Origin of the sequence: Neisseria yangbaofengii, from assembly GCF_014898075.1 — a bacterium.
GTDB classification, from domain to species: domain Bacteria; phylum Pseudomonadota; class Gammaproteobacteria; order Burkholderiales; family Neisseriaceae; genus Neisseria; species Neisseria yangbaofengii.
The window spans coordinates 1,970,221-1,987,395 of the sequence record NZ_CP062976.1; the positions used below are offsets into that span (position 1 = coordinate 1,970,221).

The window sequence follows — 17,175 nt, forward strand, 5'->3', positions numbered from 1 at the left end:
ATTTTTATTCCGTTTGTTTTAGAATATCAGCATGATCAAAACCAGCAAAGGGGTATTTATGAAAACAGTAATCATTGCGTTAGTGACGGCAGCACTGGCATTGTCTGCGTGCGGCAAGAGTAAAGAAGAACTTGAATTGGAGCGCGAAAAACTGGCCGTGCAAAAAGCATTATTGGAACAAAGAAAGCAGGAGCAAGAAAAGCAGGCTGCACCCAAACAGCCCGAAAAAATTGAAAAGCCTGCCCCGCAACCTGTTGTTGAACCTACTGCGCCGGCAGCGCAACCCGTGCAGATTGTGCAAGCGGTGCAAGCCGCACCTCAAGCGGAAACCAAACGGGTAAGCAAGGGGGTGTTAACCAACAATGCCAAGCAATCTGCCGGAGGCAGCCTGTTACGCAGCCTGCAAGAGTATTACCGCGGCAATGAAAGCATCTTGTGCGGTGAATATATGATTGAGGATAAGTTCAAACGCTTTGTGTTTGTGCAAACCTACAATGAGCAGCAAGGAACTTGGAATAAAAACTTTCTGCCCGATCCTGATTACTCGCATGAGTACACGCAAAATATCTGGCAGGAATATTGCCGATAAGACAAAAGCCACGCATCTCAAGCGTGGCTTTTTTTTGTGGGTTTTTTGCGTGTTTTTTTGGGAAATGCTTGACTTTGAACGTGTCCACGTTTATAATTCATTTCATCGGTGCAGCAAGGCCGATACGGGAAAAGCCCCACCGAAGCGGGGCTTAACTAGGGAGAATGAAATGAAGTGCGCTCTTCAAATCATCTTCTTACTGATTCTGCTGTTGGTAAGCGGTAACGCTTACTAAGAATCGTAAGGCTGGGGCGGTTGCCGCCGCTCCAGTTCCCTAATCTTACAAAATTGAGCGCGGAAAATCAAGGAGTATTGCCTATGGTTGATGAAAAATTGGCCGAAAACCGAAAACGATATGAAGCAAAACGAGTAATCAAAAAAGTTTCCTTCAATACTGAAACTGAAATTGATAAGCAAATGCTTGATTTTGCAAATAGTATTGATTTCTCTCAATGGGTTAAGGCCAGAATTCAAGAATGGCTAAAAAAATAGCTTGACTTTAAACGTGTCCACGTTTAATATTTAACCTCTGCTTAGGCAGTAACGGAAAACCGAACCAAGCGGTAACTTGGTTCGGTTTAAGTGGAAAGCAGTTCTAGAAAACTCTTTCCGTGTCTTTATAAACTCGCATAAAGAAAGGACATTCTACCATGAATGCACCCATCCAACAATTCAATCTTTCCCAAATCGCCATTATCGACCACAACGGCGGCAAATGGCTGACCGCCGAACAGCTCGGCTTGGCTTTGGGCTTCTCTCAAACCAACGCCCGTATCGGTGTTAATAAGCTCTACAATCGCCATATCGATGAATTTTCTAAGTCAGATTCAACCGTAGTCAAAACGGCTACGGTTGACGGAAAGTTAAGAGAAACAAGGATTTTCTCCCACTCCGGCTGCAACCTGCTGAGCTTCTTCGCCAATACGCCCAATGCCAAAGCCTTCCGTGCCTGGCAAAAGAAAAGCTGGCCGAACCTGCCGCCGATACCGCCCTCTTGCAGCAGCTTCAGACGGCCTATCTGGAAAGCAATCCCGAAGCGGAAAAGCTGCTGCGCTATGTCGGCAAGGGATTGAACCATGTCGAAATCGGCAAACTCTTGGACAAATCGGCCTCCACCGTGCGCGACCGCCTGAAAAAGCTGGCCGCACTGGGCTTGACCGATTACGCGCCTGATGAGAAATACGTGCGCGCCGGACAGCGCGGCATCGCCGCCATGCGCGAACACAAGGCGTTTCTGGCCGCGCAGCTGTCTTTGGGATTGGAGGGTTAAGCCATGAAAACGCAAACCTACACGCTTTCCTTTACCGAACAAGACATCAAAGCCCGAATATGCTGGTGTTCACCCTCAACCGCCTGAATGCGTATGATGGAGAGGTAGAGGATTTGGAAGACGGCTTGTCTGCGGTGGTGGAAGTGGCCGCCGACAAGGCGCACGCCTTAATCGGCAAGTTTTATCAGGCCGTTTGGGAGGAAGACGGAACGGAATAAGCAAGGGAAGGCTTAAAGGCCGTCTGAAAACAGTATGAAACTGTTTCAGACGGCCTTTTTTATTTTTCTTCTTCCCATTTTTTCGCCAGCCATTCAAACTCGCAAAACAGTTTCGGGCGATTCTCCCGTTTTCTTAGTGCGTAAATATAGACATTCAACATTTGCCAGTCGGCAATAATCAAAGAACGCTTCATGCGGCGGTAAATATCTTCGTCAAATGCGCCTTCTCGGATTCCCGAGGCCATAAACTCATAATTGTTCAGAATATCCAATATTGCATGATTGGCATCTTCATTTTCCAAAAGAGGTGCACCGCCGATAGAATCGAAATTGACACAATCTTGTTTCATGCGTGCATAAGCACGACGGGACTGTATCAGGTTGGCATCCTTTCTGTCTGCCATAACGGCATCAATTGTTGCCCTTTGCCGCCATTGGGTATCATGGCTGTTATTTTGTTTCCGTAATGCTTTGAGCTGCCAGCCTGCAAAGACCGCAGATGCAATAATGGCTACTGTTTGAACCCAGTAGCCAATCGGTTGACCTAAAAACATATGTTTCCCCTAAAATCAGAAGTCCCAGCCTTCCGAATAAACCATAGTCATATTTTTCCTTTCTAATGCGTATGCATAAGTGCATGGTTAAAATTATAGTAAATCTAAGGATCCTTTTCAAATGCTGTTAAACGCTTTCAATTTGGATCGAATACAGATTTGTCGAATATATTGTGCTTTTTCGGTAAATATCCAGATAAAATAACCATATTTAGTAATGTAAAAATTAATCGGTATTTAAAAACATGTCTGATTTTTCAGACGGCTTTTTTCATCCCCGTCTTTCGCAAAAAAAAACAGCGACTTAAATCAATATATAGTAGATTTTACGCATAATATACATTAAAATACACAATATATTGTATTTGTGGATTTATCATGAACAGCACGCAGAACCTGCGCCGCAGCCTGATTGCCAAAATCAAAATCGCGCAAAAGGAGCTGGGTTTGGACGATGCGACCTACCGCGCGGTGTTGGTGCGGGTAACGGGCAAGTCGTCGTGTACCGAGTGCAGTATCCCCGAGCTGGAGCGTGTGGCGGAGGATATGCGCCGGCACGGGTTTAAGCCCAAAAACGGCGCAGGCCGCCGCCCGAACCGCCGCGATTCCGCCGACCCGATGATGCGCAAGATTGAAGCATTGCTGCTGGATAACGGCTGGAGCTGGAACTATGCCCACGGCACGGCGAAGAAGATGTTTAAGGTTAACCGTGTGGAGTGGCTTTCAGACGGCCATATGCACAAGCTGGTGGCGGCTTTGCAGATTGCGGCCAACAGAAGAAAGGCAAAGGCATGATGAAAAATGTTTTGGGAATTTTGGCGCCGGTATGGGCTGGATTCGGGCTGTTGTCGGCAATAGGCTTTATCATCTGCTCGCTTGAGTACATAGCCGTCGGCAATGCGCAATACCTGCAACGCTTTGCAGTTGTAGACGGCATAGCCCTGTTGGTTTTGCTGCCTGTTTCGGCGGCTGTTTGCGGCGTTGCCCGCTATGTTTTGGGGGATGAAAAATGAATTGGGAAATGACCGAACGGGATTTCGAGGAAGTGCGCCATTTATTGCCCGAAAGCGTGGTGGCGCTGATTACGGTGGCCGGCGTGGAGGCGACGCTGCATTTGGTGCGCAATTTCGGCGGCACGAATTTTCCGGTTTCAAATCGGAAGCGCAACAGCCGTCAAAGCCAGGCCTTGCACGCGGCTTTAGCTGACGAAGTCGGCGAAGAAACCGCCTGCAAAATCGAACATGCCTACGGCGATGCGCCTTATTTTCATATTCCGCGCTGCTTGGGGGCGATGATCGAGCTGAGAAACCGCTTTATCCGCCGCCAATACGATGAGATGACAAGTAGCGGCGTATCCGATACCTTTGCCGTGCGTGATTTGGCTTTGGCTCATCATCTGGCCATCCGCCAAGTGCGCTATATCCTTAAGGATACCGACTGCATTGCAGAAACCGCACGCATAAAAACTGCCCAAGGCCAATTATTCGGATTTCCCCCGTCCAGAGTTGTTGCATGACCTGCCGGTATTTGCCCCGCTTTTTGCGGGGCTTTTTTTATTTTGGCCGTGCCCGTGGGACGGCTGGTGCAGCTTTGCGGGACATGGTCATGCCGTCTGAATGGCACAATCAAAGCCTACTGAAAAACTTTGTTCCTATGATTTTAAAGAGGCTTTAATGAACAAGATTATTTGTCTGACCGCAGGACACAGCGAGCGCGACCCGGGTGCGGTGAACGGCTCCGACCGCGAGGCGGATTTGGCGCAGGACATGCGCAATATTACGGCATCGATTTTGCGCAACGACTACGGCCTGACCGTGCGCACGGACGGCGAAGGCAAAGGCAATTGGCCTTTGTCCAAGGCCTTGACATTGATTCGCGGGTCGGCGGTGGCGATTGAATTTCACACCAACGCAGCGGCAAATAAAACGGCGACGGGTATTGAAGCCTTAAGTACAGCGAAAAACAAACGCTGGTGTCAGGTGTTGGGCCAAGCGGTGGCGGATGCGACCGGCTGGAAACTGCGCGGCGATCAGGGATTTAAGCCCGACAACGCGGGGCAGCACAGCCGTTTGGCGTATGCACAGGCGGGCGGCATTGTGTTCGAGCCGTTTTTTATCAGCAATGACGCGGATTTGGCCTTGTTTAAACAGCGTAAATGGCCGATTTGCCGTGCGGTTGCAAATGCGATTGCGAAGGAGCTGGGCTGATGTTTGGCAAGATTAAGCAATATGCGCTGGCGGCGTTGATGGAATTGAAAGCAGCATTAAGTAAATTTCAGCGCAACGAACCGACTTGGAAAATCCCGGCAGGCTACGGCTATCTGCTACGCCATACCGGCAAAGGCCGCAATAAGCAGCCGCACCGCTTTTCGGGCGTGGCAGCGGCCAAGCGTGCGGCGCGTAAACGTAAGAACAAGGGTTAGAAAATGGATGTGCAAACGATATTGATTTGTGTGCTGTCATCTCTCGTGACGGGCTGGTTTTTTGCTGCTGTCGTATTTTCGGCATTGTGTAAAAACATCTTGAAAAAAATTGACCGCACCGGCCATTTTGAAATCAACAATCGTCTGTTTAAGGCGGGCGAAGTACTTAAAACCCGTTATCCCTTATAAGGCCGTCTGAAATGGGACTGTCGGACATCATTAAAAACCCCGCCACCGGCAAGGTATCCCACTCCAAACTGTGGGCAAACGTGGCTTGCGCGGCGGCGACTTATAAATTTGTCGTCGCGCCGGATGCGCCCTCTGAAATCTGGGCGGTTTATTTGGGCATTGTCGGCGGCTATGCGGTCGCCCGCTCGTATGTGTCGGTAAAACGTCAGGAGGTAGAACATGCCGCAGACCAAGATGATTAAGTATGCGTTGACAGTTTTGTATGCAGTTTTGGCTGCGGTTTTGGCTGCGGCGTTGCTGGGCGGTGTGTGGTACGGCGGTTTTCAGACGGCCTTTAACCGTCAACAGACAGTGATTGAGCAAATCAAGGCCGCAGCCGCCGAGAGCCGCTTGCAAGCCGAACAAACTTATTCGGCGGAGCTGGAAAAAGCCCTTGCCGAGCAAAAGAAATGGCAAGACTTTGCCCAAAACCAAAGCGCGCAACTGGCGCAAGCCAACCGCGAACTCGACCGTCGCGCGGCGGCCATTGAGAAAGAAATCCATCATGTTATCGAAAAAGACAAAAGCGCAAACGGCGGCCGCTGTATTGACGGCCTTGGTGCTGACGGCCTGCGGCTCTACCGCCAAGCCCTCGGCTACGCCGATTAAAACCATCGAAAAGCCGGTGATGCCGCCTGTGCCTGCCGCGCTGCTGGACACGCCTGTGCGCCCCGATCCGCCCGAATCGGGCAAGCCGCAAGACTTGCTGCGCCATGCGGTGCGCTTTGGCAACTACGTGCAAAAGCTGGAAAAACAAAATGCGGCTTGGAAATCTTGGTCGGAGGGTTTACAGCCATGACGACTTACCGAGAATTGGTGCAACGCGTGCTGGCCTGCCGCCATGCCGATACCGAATTGGGCTTGGGGCGTGCGCGTGAACAGGAAGGCTTTATCCTGAATGTATCGCGTTTGCTGGATAAAACCAGTTGGGATTACACCGTGCGCATGGATTCGGCCTTTAACGTGACCTTTTACATGGAATGGGGCTTGGTGGATTTTGAGTGTCAGCTCGCGGCCGTACAGCAAGCATTGACCGCTGTGTATCACGTTGTCCGCACCGGCGATGCGCTGGCGGTTGAAAATGAGCGCAACGGTTATGTTTGCTCGGTTGTTTTTGGAGATGTGCCGCAATGACCAATATCGACTTTGAATTTGCCTTTAAAACCCTGTGGGGTTTGGCCACGGCGGCCGGTTGGTTTTGGGTCAACGGTATTTCGGGCCGTCTGAAAGATGCCGAAAAAGACCGCGCCGCCTTGCAGCGTGAAATCCACGATGTGAAGCTGGCCTACTCAACCAAGCAGGAAGCAGCGGCCAATCAGCAAAACGTGATGGCCGGTCTCAACCGCTTAGAAAGCAAGATGGACAAGTTGGCCGATAAACTCGACCGCAAGGCCGACAAATAGGAAGCAAACATGGAAAATCAAGACCCGATTTTATCCGCTTTGGCGCGCATTGAAGCCAAAACCGACCAAACACTACACAATCAGCAGCAAATGCAATCCGAAATCGCGCAAATCCGCCAAGACACCAAACGTACGGCGGCGGTGGTCGGCGGCGTATCCGGCGCAGTCGGCGGAGGCATTGTGTCGGTGGGTTGGCAGTTGATTAAAGCCAAGATGGGATTGTGATATGGCGCACCCGCAGGAAAAACGCGAACGTCTGCGCCAGCTTTATGTTTCAGGAGTGCAGACGCTGGAAACGGCGGCCATGATGTGCGAAATCCCGCAAGCCACCGCCCGCGCATGGAAGCGTGCCGACAAGGAAAAAGGCAACGATTGGGACAAGTTGCGCGCCGCCTACACGCTGGCAGGCGGCGGCATTGAAGACCTGAGCCGCGCGATGTTGGCGGGTTTCATGGTGCAATACAACAGCACCATGACCCAGTTACAAGATACGTCGGTGGAAGATTTAACGCCGTCTGAACGTGCCAAAATGCTGGCGAGTTTGGCCGATGCGTTTACCAAAACCGTGGCCGCCAACAGCCGCGTGATGCCGGAAACTTCGAAGCTGGCAACGGCGTTGGAACTGATTGAATTTCTGATGGCGTTTGTGCAGGAAAAACATCCGAAGCATTTGGGCGCGTTTGTGGAAGTGCTGGAGCCGTTTGGCGCGGAAGTGGAGCGGAAGTTTGGTTAGAGGCCGTCTGAAAAATGAATCCGATTGAGTGGTGTAAAAGACAAATCGAAAAAGCACAGGCTGCTGCGGATTACCGTGCGTGGCAGGATTATCAAGCGTTGCTGAAACTGTGGGAAAGCCGAGTATGAAAACAAAAGAATTTCTCAAATCCCTTGCCGAACTTGCTGCCGGCCTGCGCCAAATCATCGAAGCGGAGGTAGAAGGCTTCGACGCTTCGCCGAAAGCCGTTGCCAAGCGGCGTGCAAAAGTCTTTGACCCGGTAGGCGGTTATGAATATTTTGTGACCACCTACTTTCCGCATTATGTACGCAGTCGGCATAAATCGCAACTGCATGAATATCTGTTTGCCCGTCTGCCTGAAATGCTGCAAGAGCAGCAAGGCCGGCATGAAGCGGTTGCTGCGCCAAGGGGCGAGGCAAAATCAACGTTGGTTACGCAGCTGTTTACCTTGTACTGCATTGTTACGGGACAAAAGCATTACTGCGTGATTGTGATGGACAGTATCGACCAAGCCTATCCGATGTTGGAGGCAATCAAGGCGGAACTGGAGTTTAACCCCCGTTTAAAAACCGATTTCCCGGAAGCCTGTGGCCAAGGGCGGGTATGGCAGGCGGGGACGGCGGTAACGGCCAACGACATCAAGGTACAGGTAGCAGGCTCGGGCAAAAAGCTGCGGGGTTTGCGCCACGGCCCATACCGCCCTGATTTAACGGTGCTGGACGATATCGAAAACGATGAGCAAGTCCGCAATCCCGACCAGCGCGACAAACTCAATGCGTGGCTGACCAAAACGGTATTGCCACTCGGCGGTGTCGGGCAGAAATACGATGTGGTGTATATCGGCACCATCCTGCATTACGACAGCGTGCTTAACCGCACCTTAAACAACCCGTTTTGGCACAGCGTCAAATTCAAAGCCATGCTCAAATGGCCGCACAATATGGATTTGTGGGATGAATGGGAAGCGGTGTTGCGCAACAACGGCAAGGCGGGCGAAGCGATGGCCGATGCGTTTTATCTGGCCAATCAGGCGGAAATGGACGCAGGCGCGCAAACGTCATGGGCGGCGCGCGGTGTGTTGGCCTTGATGAAAATCCGTGCGCGTGACGGCCATGCGACATTTGACAGCGAATACCAAAATGACCCGGTGTCGGGCGATGATGCGCCGTTTACCCATGCTATCCAGCATTGGAGCGATTTGCCGGATGATGTGGTTTACTTTGGCGCGCTTGACCCGTCTTTGGGTAAAGCCGGTGCGAGCCGTGACCCGAGCGCGATTTTGGTAGGGGCGTATCAGCGCGGCAGCGGCAAGCTGTTTGTGGTGGAAGCGCAAATCAAAAAACGCCTGCCCGACCTCATCATCGAGGATGTCATCAAGATGCAGGATAAATACAAGTGTATTTTGTGGGTGGTCGAAACGGTGCAGTTCCAGGAATTTTTAAAAACCGAATTAATCAAGCGCGGGGCGGCGCGCGGCATCCATGTGCCGGCGCGCGGTATCAAACCCACGTCGGACAAGATGCTGCGTATCGAAAGTCTGCAACCGCATATGGCCAACGGCCTGATTTTGCTGCATCAAAGCCAGCAGACCTTAATCAGCCAGTTGCGGCACTTTCCGAAAGCCGACCATGACGACGGCCCCGATGCGCTGCACATGCTGTGGATGGCGGCGACCACAGGCAGTAATGCGGCCACCATGCGCCCGCTGCAAATGCCGGTGCCGGTGTTGGATATGTAAGGATAAACCATGTTCGGATTAGTGAAAGCCCATAAAATCAAAACCACCATCAAAGACCTGACCCAAGCCACCGATGACGCGTTGAATAACCTGTACGCGGGCATGGAGGGTGCCGATGCGCTGCTGGCGCGTTTGGGCGTGAGCCGTCAAGACGCGCTCGAAGCGGTGACGGCGGATGACGAAGTGGCGGCGTGCCTGGAAGATTTGCGCGCCGCCATGCTGGCAAAGCCTTGGCGGGTGTATGGCAACGGTTTGGATGAAGAAACCGCCGACCGCATTTGGAAAAACCTGCGCCATCATCTGCCCGTGTTGGCCGAAGTGGTGCTGACCGCCCGTTTGGGCGGCTACGGCGTGGCGCGTTATGTGTATCACCGCGAGCCGGACGGTTTTATTGCTATCCGCCAAGTATCAAACAAGGCCGGGGAGTTGGACAGATACCGCCCTTTGCTTGACGGCACGCTGGTTTATCGCGGCTTGGCCGGGGATAAGCTGTGTGACCTGAATCTGATGTATCTGTTTTTAAGCCACCGCGCCACCAGTACCAATCCGGCAGGGGAAATGGCCGCCGCGCGACTGTATGCGCCGGTGGCCTTGCGTAAAAAGGGCTTTGTGTATGCCGCGCAATTCGTCACGCGCTATGCACAGCCTTATATGGTTGCCAAAATCACAGCAAACACCGAAGAAGAGCACCACAGTTTTTTAAGCCGCTTTTATACCTTCCTCAGCGGCGGCGCGCTGACCATCGGGCGCGAAGATGATATGCAGATGCTACAGAACAGTGCCGACGGTCAGGCATTCCGCCGTTTGGAAAACTTAGCCAATGCGAGGATTCAGAAAGCCCTGCTCGGCAAAGTCAAAACGTCTGATTTGGAAACGTCCAGCCGTGCCAGCCAGGAAACCGAAGAAAACAACCGCGAAGAGCGTGTCGGTGCTTATTTAATGCTGCTGTCGCAAGCCGCGCAGCATTTTATAGACGCGCTGGTGATGGCCAACAATGCCTACGGCTTGCCGGTCAAGGCCGATAAGGGCGTGTGGTTTGAGTTTGAACAGGAAACCAAAGTCGATGTGCAGCGTGCCGAACGTGATAAAAAGTATCTCGAAAGCGGCAGCTTGCGCCTGACGCGCGACTATTACCGCGATGTCTTGGGCTTTGACGAGGCGCATTTCGAAATCGTCGAACCTGCCATGCCGTCCGAAACGCCTGCGGCCAAGCTGTCGCTCAAACTTTCAGACGGCCTGAATCCTGCCAAACAGCCGCTGACGGTGGAGCAAGCCATCATGCAGCCCAAAATCCAAGCCGTGTTGTCGGCATTGGAAGAGTGTAACGACTACGCCGAATTCGAAGACCGCCTGTCGCAACTGGATTTGAGTAAAACCGACAATATCCTGATTCAGCGTTTGGTTTCAGACGGCCTGAAAGCATGGTCGGAAGGGGCGGCCGATGAGTGATGTCGAGTACAAACCGTCGGGCTTGGTCGACAAAGCGGCCTTGGAACATTTCAAGACCAAGAAGATTCTGCCCGGTTTCAGCCATTACGACGTGTGGCTGTATCAGCACAGCTTGGCGTTTACCGTGGCTAAGATGATGGATGCCGATATGCTGGCCGAAGTCAAACAGGCCATTGAACAGGCGTTGCAAAACGGCACAAGTTTTGCCGATTTCAAAAAACGCTTAAAACCGTATCTGATGGCAAAAGGCTGGTGGGGCGAGCAAATCATGACCGACCCGCTTGACGAGGTGCAAAAGCTGGTACAGCTCGGCAGCACCCGCCGCCTGAAAACCATCTTCAACACCAATATGCAGACCGCCTTTGCCGCCGGACAATGGCAGCGCATACAGGCCAACAAAGCCGCGCTGCCCTACCTGCGCTACAACGCGTCCGCCGCCGGCACGCCGCGCGACAGCCACAAACGCTATTACGGCCTGATTTTGCCGGTTGACCATGAGATTTGGAACGTTATCTTCCCGCCCAACGGCTACGGCTGCAAGTGTTCGGTTTCCGCGCTGACCCGCCGCCAAGCCGAACGCGAGGGTATCAGCGGAGAGCCGGATGTGGAGATGCTTGAGTTTACCAATCCGCGCACGGGGCAGACCGTGCTGATACCCGATGATATTACCCCGAGTTTTGCCCATAATCATGGTGACAGATTGGGGGCGATGAATGCGCTTTTTGCCGACAAACACGGCGACGGCTTTGTGGCGCGAGTGGCAGCGGAAGCTGACCGTCATGTATTTTCGCGTGTCGTGCGGCCTAATTTCTTGTCAGTAAAACCCGAATTGACGGTATTGGATGACGGTAAAATTCCGAACGCGCAAGCTTTAGTATATTCGGAAGCCGGGCGCGGTTATCAGTTGGGTTATGAATCGGCCGGCCACTACGGCTCACAAGAAGTAATCGAACGTGACGGTAAGTTTTACATTATCTCCTACGACATCGGCGGTGTGAACATCGAGCACGTTTCTGCCGAATTGCTGGAAACACGCAAAACTGAGGCTATTATGGTCGCTGTGAACGGATTGGATGGAAGTCTGCCCGATAAGATGGCTGCCAAAATCAAAGATGCCGATTTTGGCGGTGCCGACTTCGCCGATAAGTTGGCAGCGTATCTGTATACGACCAATGCTGGATACAAAAAAGTTAACCCGCGACTAATTGAAAACCGTGGGAAGCTGGACGGCCTGACAAATGATGTAGTACAAATCACCCGGGCGATTGACCGTTTCTTGGAGGTTTCGCCCAAGTATCAGGGCGTAACCAAACGAATGGTAAACAGCAATAAGATACCTGACCTGAAAAGTTATCTGATTGCGCATACCGTCGGCAATATGGTCAGATACAGTAACTTTACCAGTACCGCGCTGTCGTACGGTACATACGGCAAAAACTTGGATATTGAGCTGACGATCCACGGACGTAACGGCGTAAAAATCGAAGCTGTATCAGCGTTTGGCAGCACAGAAGCAGAGGTATTGATGCCGAGAAGCTCGGTTTATAAAGTCGTATCCCGAACAGAAACCGATGGCAAATATTTTATCGGACTTGAAGAAATTACCGGAAAAGGATATGATGAAACCCTGATTATCCAATTAAGCGATTTACGGGGGCGTCAATGAAGCAGGAAAGCTTGACCGAACGGCTTGCACGCCACGACGAAGAAATTTACGACATCCTTACCGATAAGGAGGCGCGTAAAAAATACGAGGAATGGTGCGCCGACCGCGAAGAGAAAATGCGTCAAATCCGCGAAGAAAACAAGCGCAAAGCAGCTTAACCCAAACCCACCCCCGCGGTGGGTTTTGCCGTATCTGATGACCCGTATTTCAAAATCCGCCCGAATTTGCGTTTTCGGCGCGTTTTCCCTCTTGGGGTAAGCTAGGGTATTCCCGAGCCGAGAAAGCCCCGCATTTGTTTTCAGGGGGGTGTTAAGGCGCGTTTTTATCATGTGCGCGCAATGACAATCTGCATATTTGCCTAAAGGCCGTCTGAAATCCGATTTTCAGACGGCCTTTTGCATCGAATCCGTCCTGCCGTCGGCGCACTAAGTGCATCGCCAGCCGTTATGACGCGCCATCCGCCGCCGTATCATGGCGGCATGAATACCAAAACCCCACTTAAAATCAAATTATCCGCCGCCGAGCCTGTGGCTTTGGCTACGGCTGCCGATGCGCCGCGCTCGTTTAAGGGGGTGGCCAATTCGGGCAAGCCGTTCGGTTACGGCGGCTATCAGACCGTGATTGACTTCGACAATTTGGCGCGCAAACCCAAAATGCCGGTGCTGCTCGAACACAGCCCCGTCAAGATGGCGGGCGTGTGCAGCCTGTCGGTCACTTCGGACGGTCTGATGGCGGAAGGCACCTTGCTTGACAACGAACACGGCAACGAAATCGCGGCGGCAGCCGACCAAGGCTTCCCGTGGGAGATGTCGGTTTATGTTCAGTCCGCATCTTATGAAGAGCTGTCGGCAGGTGCAACCGAAACGGTCAACGGCCGCGAAGTGACCGGCCCCGTTGTGATTATGCGCCAATGTATCATCCGCGAAGTGTCGTTTACCGCCGTCGGCGTCGACGGCAATACCGAGGCCGTGGTTTTGAGCGACGGCGCACCCTTCAAACCTTTTGAACCGGAGTTATCCATGACCAAAGAAGAACAGGCCGCGTTTGACGCGCTCAAAGCCGAAGTGGCCGCCTTGAAAGAAGAGAAGGCGCAGGCTTTGGCCGAAGCTGAAAAAGCCAAGGCGGAAAAGAAAAAAGCCGATGTTGCGGCCAAATTGTCGGCAGCCGGCTTTAAGGAAAAAGACGAAGGCTGGGACGGTTTGTCTCAAGCGACCGTCAATCTGCTGTTGTCGGCAGAACCCGAAGCCGCCGCCGCCATTATTGCCGACCTGAAGCCGACCGCGCAGGCCGCGACTATCCCTCCTGCTCTGTTGTCGGACAGTCCGGCAGCCCCGGCAGCGGAAGAAGGCGTGAAATTGTCCGCCGCCACAGCAACCAGTACGTTTAACAAGGGTTTGAACTATGTCTGAATACAAAAACAAAACCGTATCGCATGAGTTGGGCAATACCGTCGGCGACTACATCAAATATGAGGCCACCTATCAGACGCGTGTCGCCGTGGCCGCCGCGCCGGATACCAAGGCCGGTACGTTTGTCGATTTTCCGCTGCGCGGTAAAAAATTGGTTGCCCTGACCGACGAGTCCGACGGCAAAGTCGTGGTACAGCCGCACAACTGCGTTATTGACCTGTCTCTGCTGACCGCCGCCGCCGTCAATGCCGCCGCGGCCGAATCCGGTCTCGACGGCCTGAAAAAAGAAGGCGACCCTTACGGCATCGTCTACATCGGCACGCCGAAAGACTAAATGTTTGCAGGCTGTTTCAGACGGCCTGCTCCCGATTTTTGATTTTTTAAAGAGGTTTTAGCAATGCCATTATCCAATGACAGCAAATTCGGCGTCAAAGCCCTGACGATGGCCGTCAACCAAGTACCCGCCACGCCGACCCAAATCCGCGAGCTGGGTATTTTCGAGCCGCAATACCTGACCACCACCAACGTGGACGTGGAATATCAGGAAGGCCGCCTGAATCTGGTACAGAGCCGCGAGCGAGGTATGGGCGGTCAGCCGGTGCCGAAGAAAAGCCGCAATATCCGCACCTTTAAAATCCCGCACCTGCCGCAAGACGATGTGGTGCGCGCCGACGAAGTGCAGAACCTGCGCGCATTCGGCACCGAGCAAGCAGCCACCGTGGAAAGCGTGGTCAACGACAAGCTGGCCGACGGCAAACTGAATTTGGAATACACCCGCGAGCATTTGATGCTGGGTGCGTTGCAAGGCAAGATTTTGGATGCCGACGGCTCAGTGCTTTATGACCTGTACAAAGAATTCGGCATTACCCGCAATTCGGCCAGCTGGAAACTCGGCACCAAAACCACCGAAGTCGGCGCGGAAATCGACAAAGTCATTACCGCCCAACGCGCCAAGCAAAAAGGCGCGATGGTTACCGGCTGGGTGGCGTTGTGCGGCGCGGATTTTCTGACCGCGCTGAAATACCACGACAAAATCAAACCGCTGTATGAGCGTTATCAAGACGGCGCGGCCTACCGCGAAGGCAGCCTGAACCCGATTGCCTTTGAGCATAACGGCATTAAGTTCATCCAGTATGTCGGCGATTTCGGGGCAAACGGCGCGAAAATCGACACGGACAAAGCCATTCTGCTGCCGGTCGGCCGCAAACTCTATGTCGAGGCTTTTGCTCCGGCAGACATGAATGCCACCGTCAACACCCGCGCGCTGCCGTATTACGCCAGCCGAGAGAAGCTGAATCACGACAAAGGCTGGAGCCTGCACATGCAGTCCAATCCGCTGCCGATTGCCCTGCGTCCTGATTTGGTCATGACCCTGTCTGCCGGTTAAGGCCGTCTGAAATGGCTCTGATTACCGCAGAAGACATGGTGGTGCGTTTCGGAGAGAAAGAACTCGCCGAGCGCACCGACCATGAAAATTACGAAGTCATCAACGAAGACGTGCTGGCCAAGGCCATGACCGACGCGGAAGAGGAAGCCGGCGCGTATCTGCGCGCCGCCAAACTCTCCTACGGCGCGGACGGCAATCCGCCGCCGCCCGTGCTGGTGATTAAGGTGTGCGACATTGCGCGCTACTACCTGTATCAGGACGCGGTGACGCAAATCATCGAAGACCGCTACAAGTCGGCAGTCTCATGGCTCAAGTCGGTGGTGTCCAACCCGGGCTTGCTCGACCCGACCCGCTACGACACGGCGGACAAGCCGTCAACGTGTGCGGTGGCGCCGAACGAAGCACCCGATTTGCGCGAATGGTTATAAAGGCCGTCTGAAATGCAGATTGTTATACATCATGACCTTGACCAAATTTCAGGCCGTCTGAACCGCTTGGCCGGTACGCTCGGCGGCGGTTTGACCAAGCCCATGCGCGCCATCGGCGGCGTGGTGGAATCATCGACCCGCCGCCGCATTGCCGAAACCAAAACCGCCCCAAGCGGTAAAAAATGGGCGGATTTGGCACCGCAGACCGTCGAAGCCAAAAAAGGCAAAGGCGGTATCTTGGTGGAGCACGGCAACCTGCTCGGCAGCATTACCCATCAGGCCGCCAAAGACAGCGTCATCGTCGGCTCGGTCATGGGTTATGCGGTCTATTTGCAGCAAGGCACGCGCCATATGAGCGCCCGTCCGTTTTTGGGCTTGTCGGGGCAGGATTATCAGGACATCGACGATTTGTTGGCCGACTGGCTGGAGGGATTGATACATGCTTAAGCAACACGGCAACCTGCTGGCCGTCTATCCGCTGATACTCGAGCGCATGGCGGCGGTTGACGGTGTGAAAGCCGTAAAAGAAATCGGCGACCTGTCCGAAATCGTGGCCGCCGCGCGCGAAAAGCGCAAAGTGTCGCCGCTGGACGGTGCGGTTTATGTGGTGTACGGCGGCGAGACCGTGGCCGACACCGCCAACCGCAGCGGCCAAAGCAAACATACGCTGCACTTTACGTTTATTCTGGCCAAAACCTACACCGCCGGCGGCAAATCGCCGCTTTACGAAGCCGGTGCGGTATTGACCGCGATTCAGACGGCCTTTGCCGGGTGGGAGCCGGGTCGGGAATACACCGTTTCCGAATTCCGCCGCGAGCCGTCGCCGCCCATCGAGTACAACGACGGCTACGCCTTTTTTCCGATCTCATTTACCACCGACGTGGTGGTCAAACCCAACTAAAGGAGTGATTTATGTCACGCACCCATGACGACGGCCTGTTATTCGCGGGCACCGTTTACGCCCGCAACCGCCGTATTCCCGGCAGCGGCTTTTACGACATCGGCAACACCACCGGTCTGAGTATCAAGAACGAAGCCGAAAAAATCCAGCGCACCAGCAAACGTAAAGACAGCTACGGCCAGCCGCTCGACAGCCTGGCCAACAAGCAGCCGTCCGAATTGAGCTACACGCTCGACACCTTTGACCGCACCAACTTGGCAATGGCCTTGATGGGCGAAGCATCGGTGATTGAGGCCAAAGCCGTTAAAGTGACCGACGAAGTCGTGACCATCGGCAACAAGGGGCAATGGTACAAAATCAGCATTGACAATATCGACGGCAAAGTTACCGTTAAAAACGCCGCTGACCAAGCGGTCAAGCCCGAGTATATCGAGGTTAACGCCACCTTGGGCATGATTTTGATTAAGGACGAGTGCGACAACGTGGCCGCCGGCGAAACCGTCAAAGTCACCGCATCCACCGGCGCGAAAGGCGGCTTTATGATTGAAGCCGATACCGTGGGCGACTACGACTTGGAAATCATGCTCGACGGCGTGAACCGCGTCAGCGGCGAAAACGTCAAGCTGCATATCCCGTCTGCCGTGGTGTCGTCCGACAGCGAGCTGGATTGGTTCGCCGACGACTTTAACGAGGCGAGCTTTACCGGCAACCCCGTGCTGGTCGACGGCAACAAATCGGGCTACACGGTTAAGGTATTCGCCGCGTAAGGAGTAAAGCAAA

The 17,175-nt window shown here is 53.4% G+C and carries 30 protein-coding genes; 29 read left to right on the plus strand and 1 reads right to left on the minus strand.

All coding sequences use genetic code 11. The features are described from left to right. Positions 1 to 58 precede the first annotated feature (58 nt). The 5 genes from H4O27_RS09640 (at position 59) to H4O27_RS09660 (ending at position 2,077) form a co-directional block, all read left to right on the plus strand. Positions 59 to 589 carry a hypothetical protein gene (locus H4O27_RS09640; protein WP_165006191.1) on the plus strand — a complete coding sequence of 177 codons (531 nt, stop codon included), beginning with the start codon at positions 59 to 61 and terminating at the stop codon, positions 587 to 589. A 318-nt stretch (positions 590 to 907) separates the two neighbouring features. Continuing rightward, a complete protein-coding gene (locus H4O27_RS09645; RefSeq protein WP_165006193.1) occupies positions 908 to 1,081 on the plus strand; it encodes a hypothetical protein in 174 nt (57 codons plus the stop codon). Positions 1,082 to 1,239: 158 nt separating this feature from the next. Continuing rightward, entirely contained in the window at positions 1,240 to 1,662 is a 423-nt protein-coding gene (locus tag H4O27_RS09650; protein ID WP_165006195.1) for a BRO-N domain-containing protein, read from the plus strand. Beyond that, entirely contained in the window at positions 1,659 to 1,859 is a 201-nt protein-coding gene (locus H4O27_RS09655) for a helix-turn-helix domain-containing protein (RefSeq protein WP_193004255.1), read from the plus strand. Before H4O27_RS09650 ends, H4O27_RS09655 begins: the two co-directional genes overlap by 4 nt. 59 nt (positions 1,860 to 1,918) lie before the next feature. Further along, positions 1,919 to 2,077, plus strand: a complete 159-nt coding sequence (locus H4O27_RS09660; protein ID WP_226883394.1) for a hypothetical protein — start codon at positions 1,919 to 1,921, stop codon at positions 2,075 to 2,077. A 59-nt stretch (positions 2,078 to 2,136) separates the two neighbouring features. Here the strand turns inward: H4O27_RS09660 and H4O27_RS09665 are convergent, their stop codons facing one another. Further along, positions 2,137 to 2,631, minus strand: coding sequence for a DUF4760 domain-containing protein (locus H4O27_RS09665; RefSeq protein ID WP_165006197.1), 495 nt, complete (start codon positions 2,629 to 2,631; stop codon positions 2,137 to 2,139). A 396-nt stretch (positions 2,632 to 3,027) separates the two neighbouring features. On the opposite strand from H4O27_RS09665, the gene H4O27_RS09670 reads away from it, so the two are divergent. The 24 genes from H4O27_RS09670 to H4O27_RS09780 all read left to right on the plus strand — a co-directional run bounded on the left by H4O27_RS09670 (position 3,028) and on the right by H4O27_RS09780 (position 17,162). Further along, positions 3,028 to 3,426, plus strand: a complete 399-nt coding sequence (locus tag H4O27_RS09670) for a gp16 family protein (protein WP_165006521.1) — start codon at positions 3,028 to 3,030, stop codon at positions 3,424 to 3,426. Beyond that, positions 3,423 to 3,644: a hypothetical protein gene (locus H4O27_RS09675; RefSeq protein WP_165006199.1), complete on the plus strand. Its 222-nt coding sequence runs from the start codon at positions 3,423 to 3,425 to the stop codon at positions 3,642 to 3,644. The genes H4O27_RS09670 and H4O27_RS09675 overlap by 4 nt, the downstream gene beginning before the upstream one ends. After that, positions 3,641 to 4,147, plus strand: a complete 507-nt coding sequence (locus H4O27_RS09680; protein ID WP_165006201.1) for a Mor transcription activator family protein — start codon at positions 3,641 to 3,643, stop codon at positions 4,145 to 4,147. The genes H4O27_RS09675 and H4O27_RS09680 overlap by 4 nt, the downstream gene beginning before the upstream one ends. Positions 4,148 to 4,304: 157 nt before the next feature. Beyond that, positions 4,305 to 4,838: an N-acetylmuramoyl-L-alanine amidase gene (locus H4O27_RS09685; RefSeq protein WP_165006203.1), complete on the plus strand. Its 534-nt coding sequence runs from the start codon at positions 4,305 to 4,307 to the stop codon at positions 4,836 to 4,838. After that, positions 4,838 to 5,053, plus strand: coding sequence for a hypothetical protein (locus H4O27_RS09690; RefSeq protein ID WP_165006189.1), 216 nt, complete (start codon positions 4,838 to 4,840; stop codon positions 5,051 to 5,053). Before H4O27_RS09685 ends, H4O27_RS09690 begins: the two co-directional genes overlap by 1 nt. Before the next feature lie 200 nt (positions 5,054 to 5,253). Further along, on the plus strand, positions 5,254 to 5,484 hold the full coding sequence (locus H4O27_RS09695; RefSeq protein ID WP_165006204.1) for a hypothetical protein: 231 nt from the start codon (positions 5,254 to 5,256) through the stop codon (positions 5,482 to 5,484). After that, a complete protein-coding gene (locus H4O27_RS09700; protein ID WP_165006206.1) occupies positions 5,462 to 5,890 on the plus strand; it encodes a hypothetical protein in 429 nt (142 codons plus the stop codon). The genes H4O27_RS09695 and H4O27_RS09700 overlap by 23 nt, the downstream gene beginning before the upstream one ends. After that, positions 5,829 to 6,080 carry a hypothetical protein gene (locus tag H4O27_RS09705; RefSeq protein ID WP_371865567.1) on the plus strand — a complete coding sequence of 84 codons (252 nt, stop codon included), beginning with the start codon at positions 5,829 to 5,831 and terminating at the stop codon, positions 6,078 to 6,080. The genes H4O27_RS09700 and H4O27_RS09705 overlap by 62 nt, the downstream gene beginning before the upstream one ends. Beyond that, complete coding sequence (locus tag H4O27_RS09710; RefSeq protein WP_165006211.1) at positions 6,077 to 6,415, plus strand: hypothetical protein; 339 nt, start codon at positions 6,077 to 6,079, stop codon at positions 6,413 to 6,415. The genes H4O27_RS09705 and H4O27_RS09710 overlap by 4 nt, the downstream gene beginning before the upstream one ends. A 5-nt stretch (positions 6,416 to 6,420) precedes the next feature. After that, positions 6,421 to 6,684 carry a hypothetical protein gene (locus H4O27_RS09715; RefSeq protein ID WP_165006524.1) on the plus strand — a complete coding sequence of 88 codons (264 nt, stop codon included), beginning with the start codon at positions 6,421 to 6,423 and terminating at the stop codon, positions 6,682 to 6,684. 9 nt (positions 6,685 to 6,693) lie between these two features. Further along, the gene (locus H4O27_RS09720; protein ID WP_165006213.1) at positions 6,694 to 6,909 is read left to right on the plus strand and encodes a hypothetical protein; all 216 of its coding nucleotides are present in this window, start codon (positions 6,694 to 6,696) and stop codon (positions 6,907 to 6,909) included. A 1-nt stretch (position 6,910) separates the two neighbouring features. Continuing rightward, positions 6,911 to 7,417, plus strand: coding sequence for a DUF1804 family protein (locus H4O27_RS09725; RefSeq protein ID WP_165006215.1), 507 nt, complete (start codon positions 6,911 to 6,913; stop codon positions 7,415 to 7,417). Between the two features lie 14 nt (positions 7,418 to 7,431). Then, the gene (locus H4O27_RS13695) at positions 7,432 to 7,545 is read left to right on the plus strand and encodes a hypothetical protein (protein ID WP_503826617.1); all 114 of its coding nucleotides are present in this window, start codon (positions 7,432 to 7,434) and stop codon (positions 7,543 to 7,545) included. Beyond that, on the plus strand, positions 7,542 to 9,155 hold the full coding sequence (terL, locus tag H4O27_RS09730; RefSeq protein WP_165006216.1) for a phage terminase large subunit: 1,614 nt from the start codon (positions 7,542 to 7,544) through the stop codon (positions 9,153 to 9,155). The genes H4O27_RS13695 and terL overlap by 4 nt, the downstream gene beginning before the upstream one ends. Before the next feature lie 9 nt (positions 9,156 to 9,164). Beyond that, positions 9,165 to 10,604, plus strand: a complete 1,440-nt coding sequence (locus tag H4O27_RS09735; RefSeq protein WP_165006219.1) for a phage portal protein family protein — start codon at positions 9,165 to 9,167, stop codon at positions 10,602 to 10,604. After that, entirely contained in the window at positions 10,597 to 12,270 is a 1,674-nt protein-coding gene (locus tag H4O27_RS09740) for a phage minor head protein (protein WP_165006221.1), read from the plus strand. Before H4O27_RS09735 ends, H4O27_RS09740 begins: the two co-directional genes overlap by 8 nt. Further along, positions 12,267 to 12,428, plus strand: coding sequence for a hypothetical protein (locus H4O27_RS09745; RefSeq protein WP_165006223.1), 162 nt, complete (start codon positions 12,267 to 12,269; stop codon positions 12,426 to 12,428). Before H4O27_RS09740 ends, H4O27_RS09745 begins: the two co-directional genes overlap by 4 nt. A gap of 237 nt (positions 12,429 to 12,665) precedes the next feature. Next, positions 12,666 to 13,679: a hypothetical protein gene (locus H4O27_RS09750; protein WP_165006225.1), complete on the plus strand. Its 1,014-nt coding sequence runs from the start codon at positions 12,666 to 12,668 to the stop codon at positions 13,677 to 13,679. Continuing rightward, positions 13,672 to 14,013 carry an oxaloacetate decarboxylase alpha chain gene (locus tag H4O27_RS09755; protein WP_165006227.1) on the plus strand — a complete coding sequence of 114 codons (342 nt, stop codon included), beginning with the start codon at positions 13,672 to 13,674 and terminating at the stop codon, positions 14,011 to 14,013. The genes H4O27_RS09750 and H4O27_RS09755 overlap by 8 nt, the downstream gene beginning before the upstream one ends. Positions 14,014 to 14,076: 63 nt before the next feature. After that, positions 14,077 to 15,066: a major capsid protein gene (locus tag H4O27_RS09760; RefSeq protein ID WP_165006229.1), complete on the plus strand. Its 990-nt coding sequence runs from the start codon at positions 14,077 to 14,079 to the stop codon at positions 15,064 to 15,066. Positions 15,067 to 15,077: 11 nt separating this feature from the next. Next, positions 15,078 to 15,494 carry a phage protein Gp36 family protein gene (locus H4O27_RS09765; RefSeq protein WP_226883396.1) on the plus strand — a complete coding sequence of 139 codons (417 nt, stop codon included), beginning with the start codon at positions 15,078 to 15,080 and terminating at the stop codon, positions 15,492 to 15,494. Between the two features lie 12 nt (positions 15,495 to 15,506). After that, on the plus strand, positions 15,507 to 15,941 hold the full coding sequence (locus H4O27_RS09770; RefSeq protein ID WP_165006231.1) for a phage virion morphogenesis protein: 435 nt from the start codon (positions 15,507 to 15,509) through the stop codon (positions 15,939 to 15,941). Continuing rightward, positions 15,934 to 16,395, plus strand: coding sequence for a phage tail terminator protein (locus tag H4O27_RS09775; protein ID WP_165006234.1), 462 nt, complete (start codon positions 15,934 to 15,936; stop codon positions 16,393 to 16,395). Before H4O27_RS09770 ends, H4O27_RS09775 begins: the two co-directional genes overlap by 8 nt. An 11-nt stretch (positions 16,396 to 16,406) precedes the next feature. Further along, positions 16,407 to 17,162, plus strand: coding sequence for a phage tail tube protein (locus H4O27_RS09780; protein ID WP_165006236.1), 756 nt, complete (start codon positions 16,407 to 16,409; stop codon positions 17,160 to 17,162). Positions 17,163 to 17,175: the final 13 nt, after the last annotated feature.

What these genes read in the sequence shown, in the direction of transcription:
- H4O27_RS09780 (WP_165006236.1), top strand. Translation starts at nt 16,407, where the DNA reads ATGTCACGCACCCATGACGACGGCCTGTTATTCGCGGGCACCGTTTAC.
- H4O27_RS09770 (WP_165006231.1), top strand. Translation starts at nt 15,507, where the DNA reads ATGCAGATTGTTATACATCATGACCTTGACCAAATTTCAGGCCGTCTG.
- H4O27_RS09720 (WP_165006213.1), top strand. Translation starts at nt 6,694, where the DNA reads ATGGAAAATCAAGACCCGATTTTATCCGCTTTGGCGCGCATTGAAGCC.
- H4O27_RS09640 (WP_165006191.1), top strand. Translation starts at nt 59, where the DNA reads ATGAAAACAGTAATCATTGCGTTAGTGACGGCAGCACTGGCATTGTCT.
- H4O27_RS09645 (WP_165006193.1), top strand. Translation starts at nt 908, where the DNA reads ATGGTTGATGAAAAATTGGCCGAAAACCGAAAACGATATGAAGCAAAA.
- H4O27_RS09710 (WP_165006211.1), top strand. Translation starts at nt 6,077, where the DNA reads ATGACGACTTACCGAGAATTGGTGCAACGCGTGCTGGCCTGCCGCCAT.
- H4O27_RS09735 (WP_165006219.1), top strand. Translation starts at nt 9,165, where the DNA reads ATGTTCGGATTAGTGAAAGCCCATAAAATCAAAACCACCATCAAAGAC.
- H4O27_RS09650 (WP_165006195.1), top strand. Translation starts at nt 1,240, where the DNA reads ATGAATGCACCCATCCAACAATTCAATCTTTCCCAAATCGCCATTATC.
- H4O27_RS09695 (WP_165006204.1), top strand. Translation starts at nt 5,254, where the DNA reads ATGGGACTGTCGGACATCATTAAAAACCCCGCCACCGGCAAGGTATCC.
- H4O27_RS09660 (WP_226883394.1), top strand. Translation starts at nt 1,919, where the DNA reads ATGCTGGTGTTCACCCTCAACCGCCTGAATGCGTATGATGGAGAGGTA.
- H4O27_RS09675 (WP_165006199.1), top strand. Translation starts at nt 3,423, where the DNA reads ATGATGAAAAATGTTTTGGGAATTTTGGCGCCGGTATGGGCTGGATTC.
- H4O27_RS09725 (WP_165006215.1), top strand. Translation starts at nt 6,911, where the DNA reads ATGGCGCACCCGCAGGAAAAACGCGAACGTCTGCGCCAGCTTTATGTT.
- H4O27_RS09745 (WP_165006223.1), top strand. Translation starts at nt 12,267, where the DNA reads ATGAAGCAGGAAAGCTTGACCGAACGGCTTGCACGCCACGACGAAGAA.
- terL (WP_165006216.1), top strand. Translation starts at nt 7,542, where the DNA reads ATGAAAACAAAAGAATTTCTCAAATCCCTTGCCGAACTTGCTGCCGGC.
- H4O27_RS09690 (WP_165006189.1), top strand. Translation starts at nt 4,838, where the DNA reads ATGTTTGGCAAGATTAAGCAATATGCGCTGGCGGCGTTGATGGAATTG.
- H4O27_RS09775 (WP_165006234.1), top strand. Translation starts at nt 15,934, where the DNA reads ATGCTTAAGCAACACGGCAACCTGCTGGCCGTCTATCCGCTGATACTC.
- H4O27_RS09755 (WP_165006227.1), top strand. Translation starts at nt 13,672, where the DNA reads ATGTCTGAATACAAAAACAAAACCGTATCGCATGAGTTGGGCAATACC.
- H4O27_RS09740 (WP_165006221.1), top strand. Translation starts at nt 10,597, where the DNA reads ATGAGTGATGTCGAGTACAAACCGTCGGGCTTGGTCGACAAAGCGGCC.
- H4O27_RS09765 (WP_226883396.1), top strand. Translation starts at nt 15,078, where the DNA reads ATGGCTCTGATTACCGCAGAAGACATGGTGGTGCGTTTCGGAGAGAAA.
- H4O27_RS13695 (WP_503826617.1), top strand. Translation starts at nt 7,432, where the DNA reads ATGAATCCGATTGAGTGGTGTAAAAGACAAATCGAAAAAGCACAGGCT.
- H4O27_RS09700 (WP_165006206.1), top strand. Translation starts at nt 5,462, where the DNA reads ATGCCGCAGACCAAGATGATTAAGTATGCGTTGACAGTTTTGTATGCA.
- H4O27_RS09760 (WP_165006229.1), top strand. Translation starts at nt 14,077, where the DNA reads ATGCCATTATCCAATGACAGCAAATTCGGCGTCAAAGCCCTGACGATG.
- H4O27_RS09680 (WP_165006201.1), top strand. Translation starts at nt 3,641, where the DNA reads ATGAATTGGGAAATGACCGAACGGGATTTCGAGGAAGTGCGCCATTTA.
- H4O27_RS09665 (WP_165006197.1), bottom strand. Translation starts at nt 2,631, where the DNA reads ATGTTTTTAGGTCAACCGATTGGCTACTGGGTTCAAACAGTAGCCATT.
- H4O27_RS09685 (WP_165006203.1), top strand. Translation starts at nt 4,305, where the DNA reads ATGAACAAGATTATTTGTCTGACCGCAGGACACAGCGAGCGCGACCCG.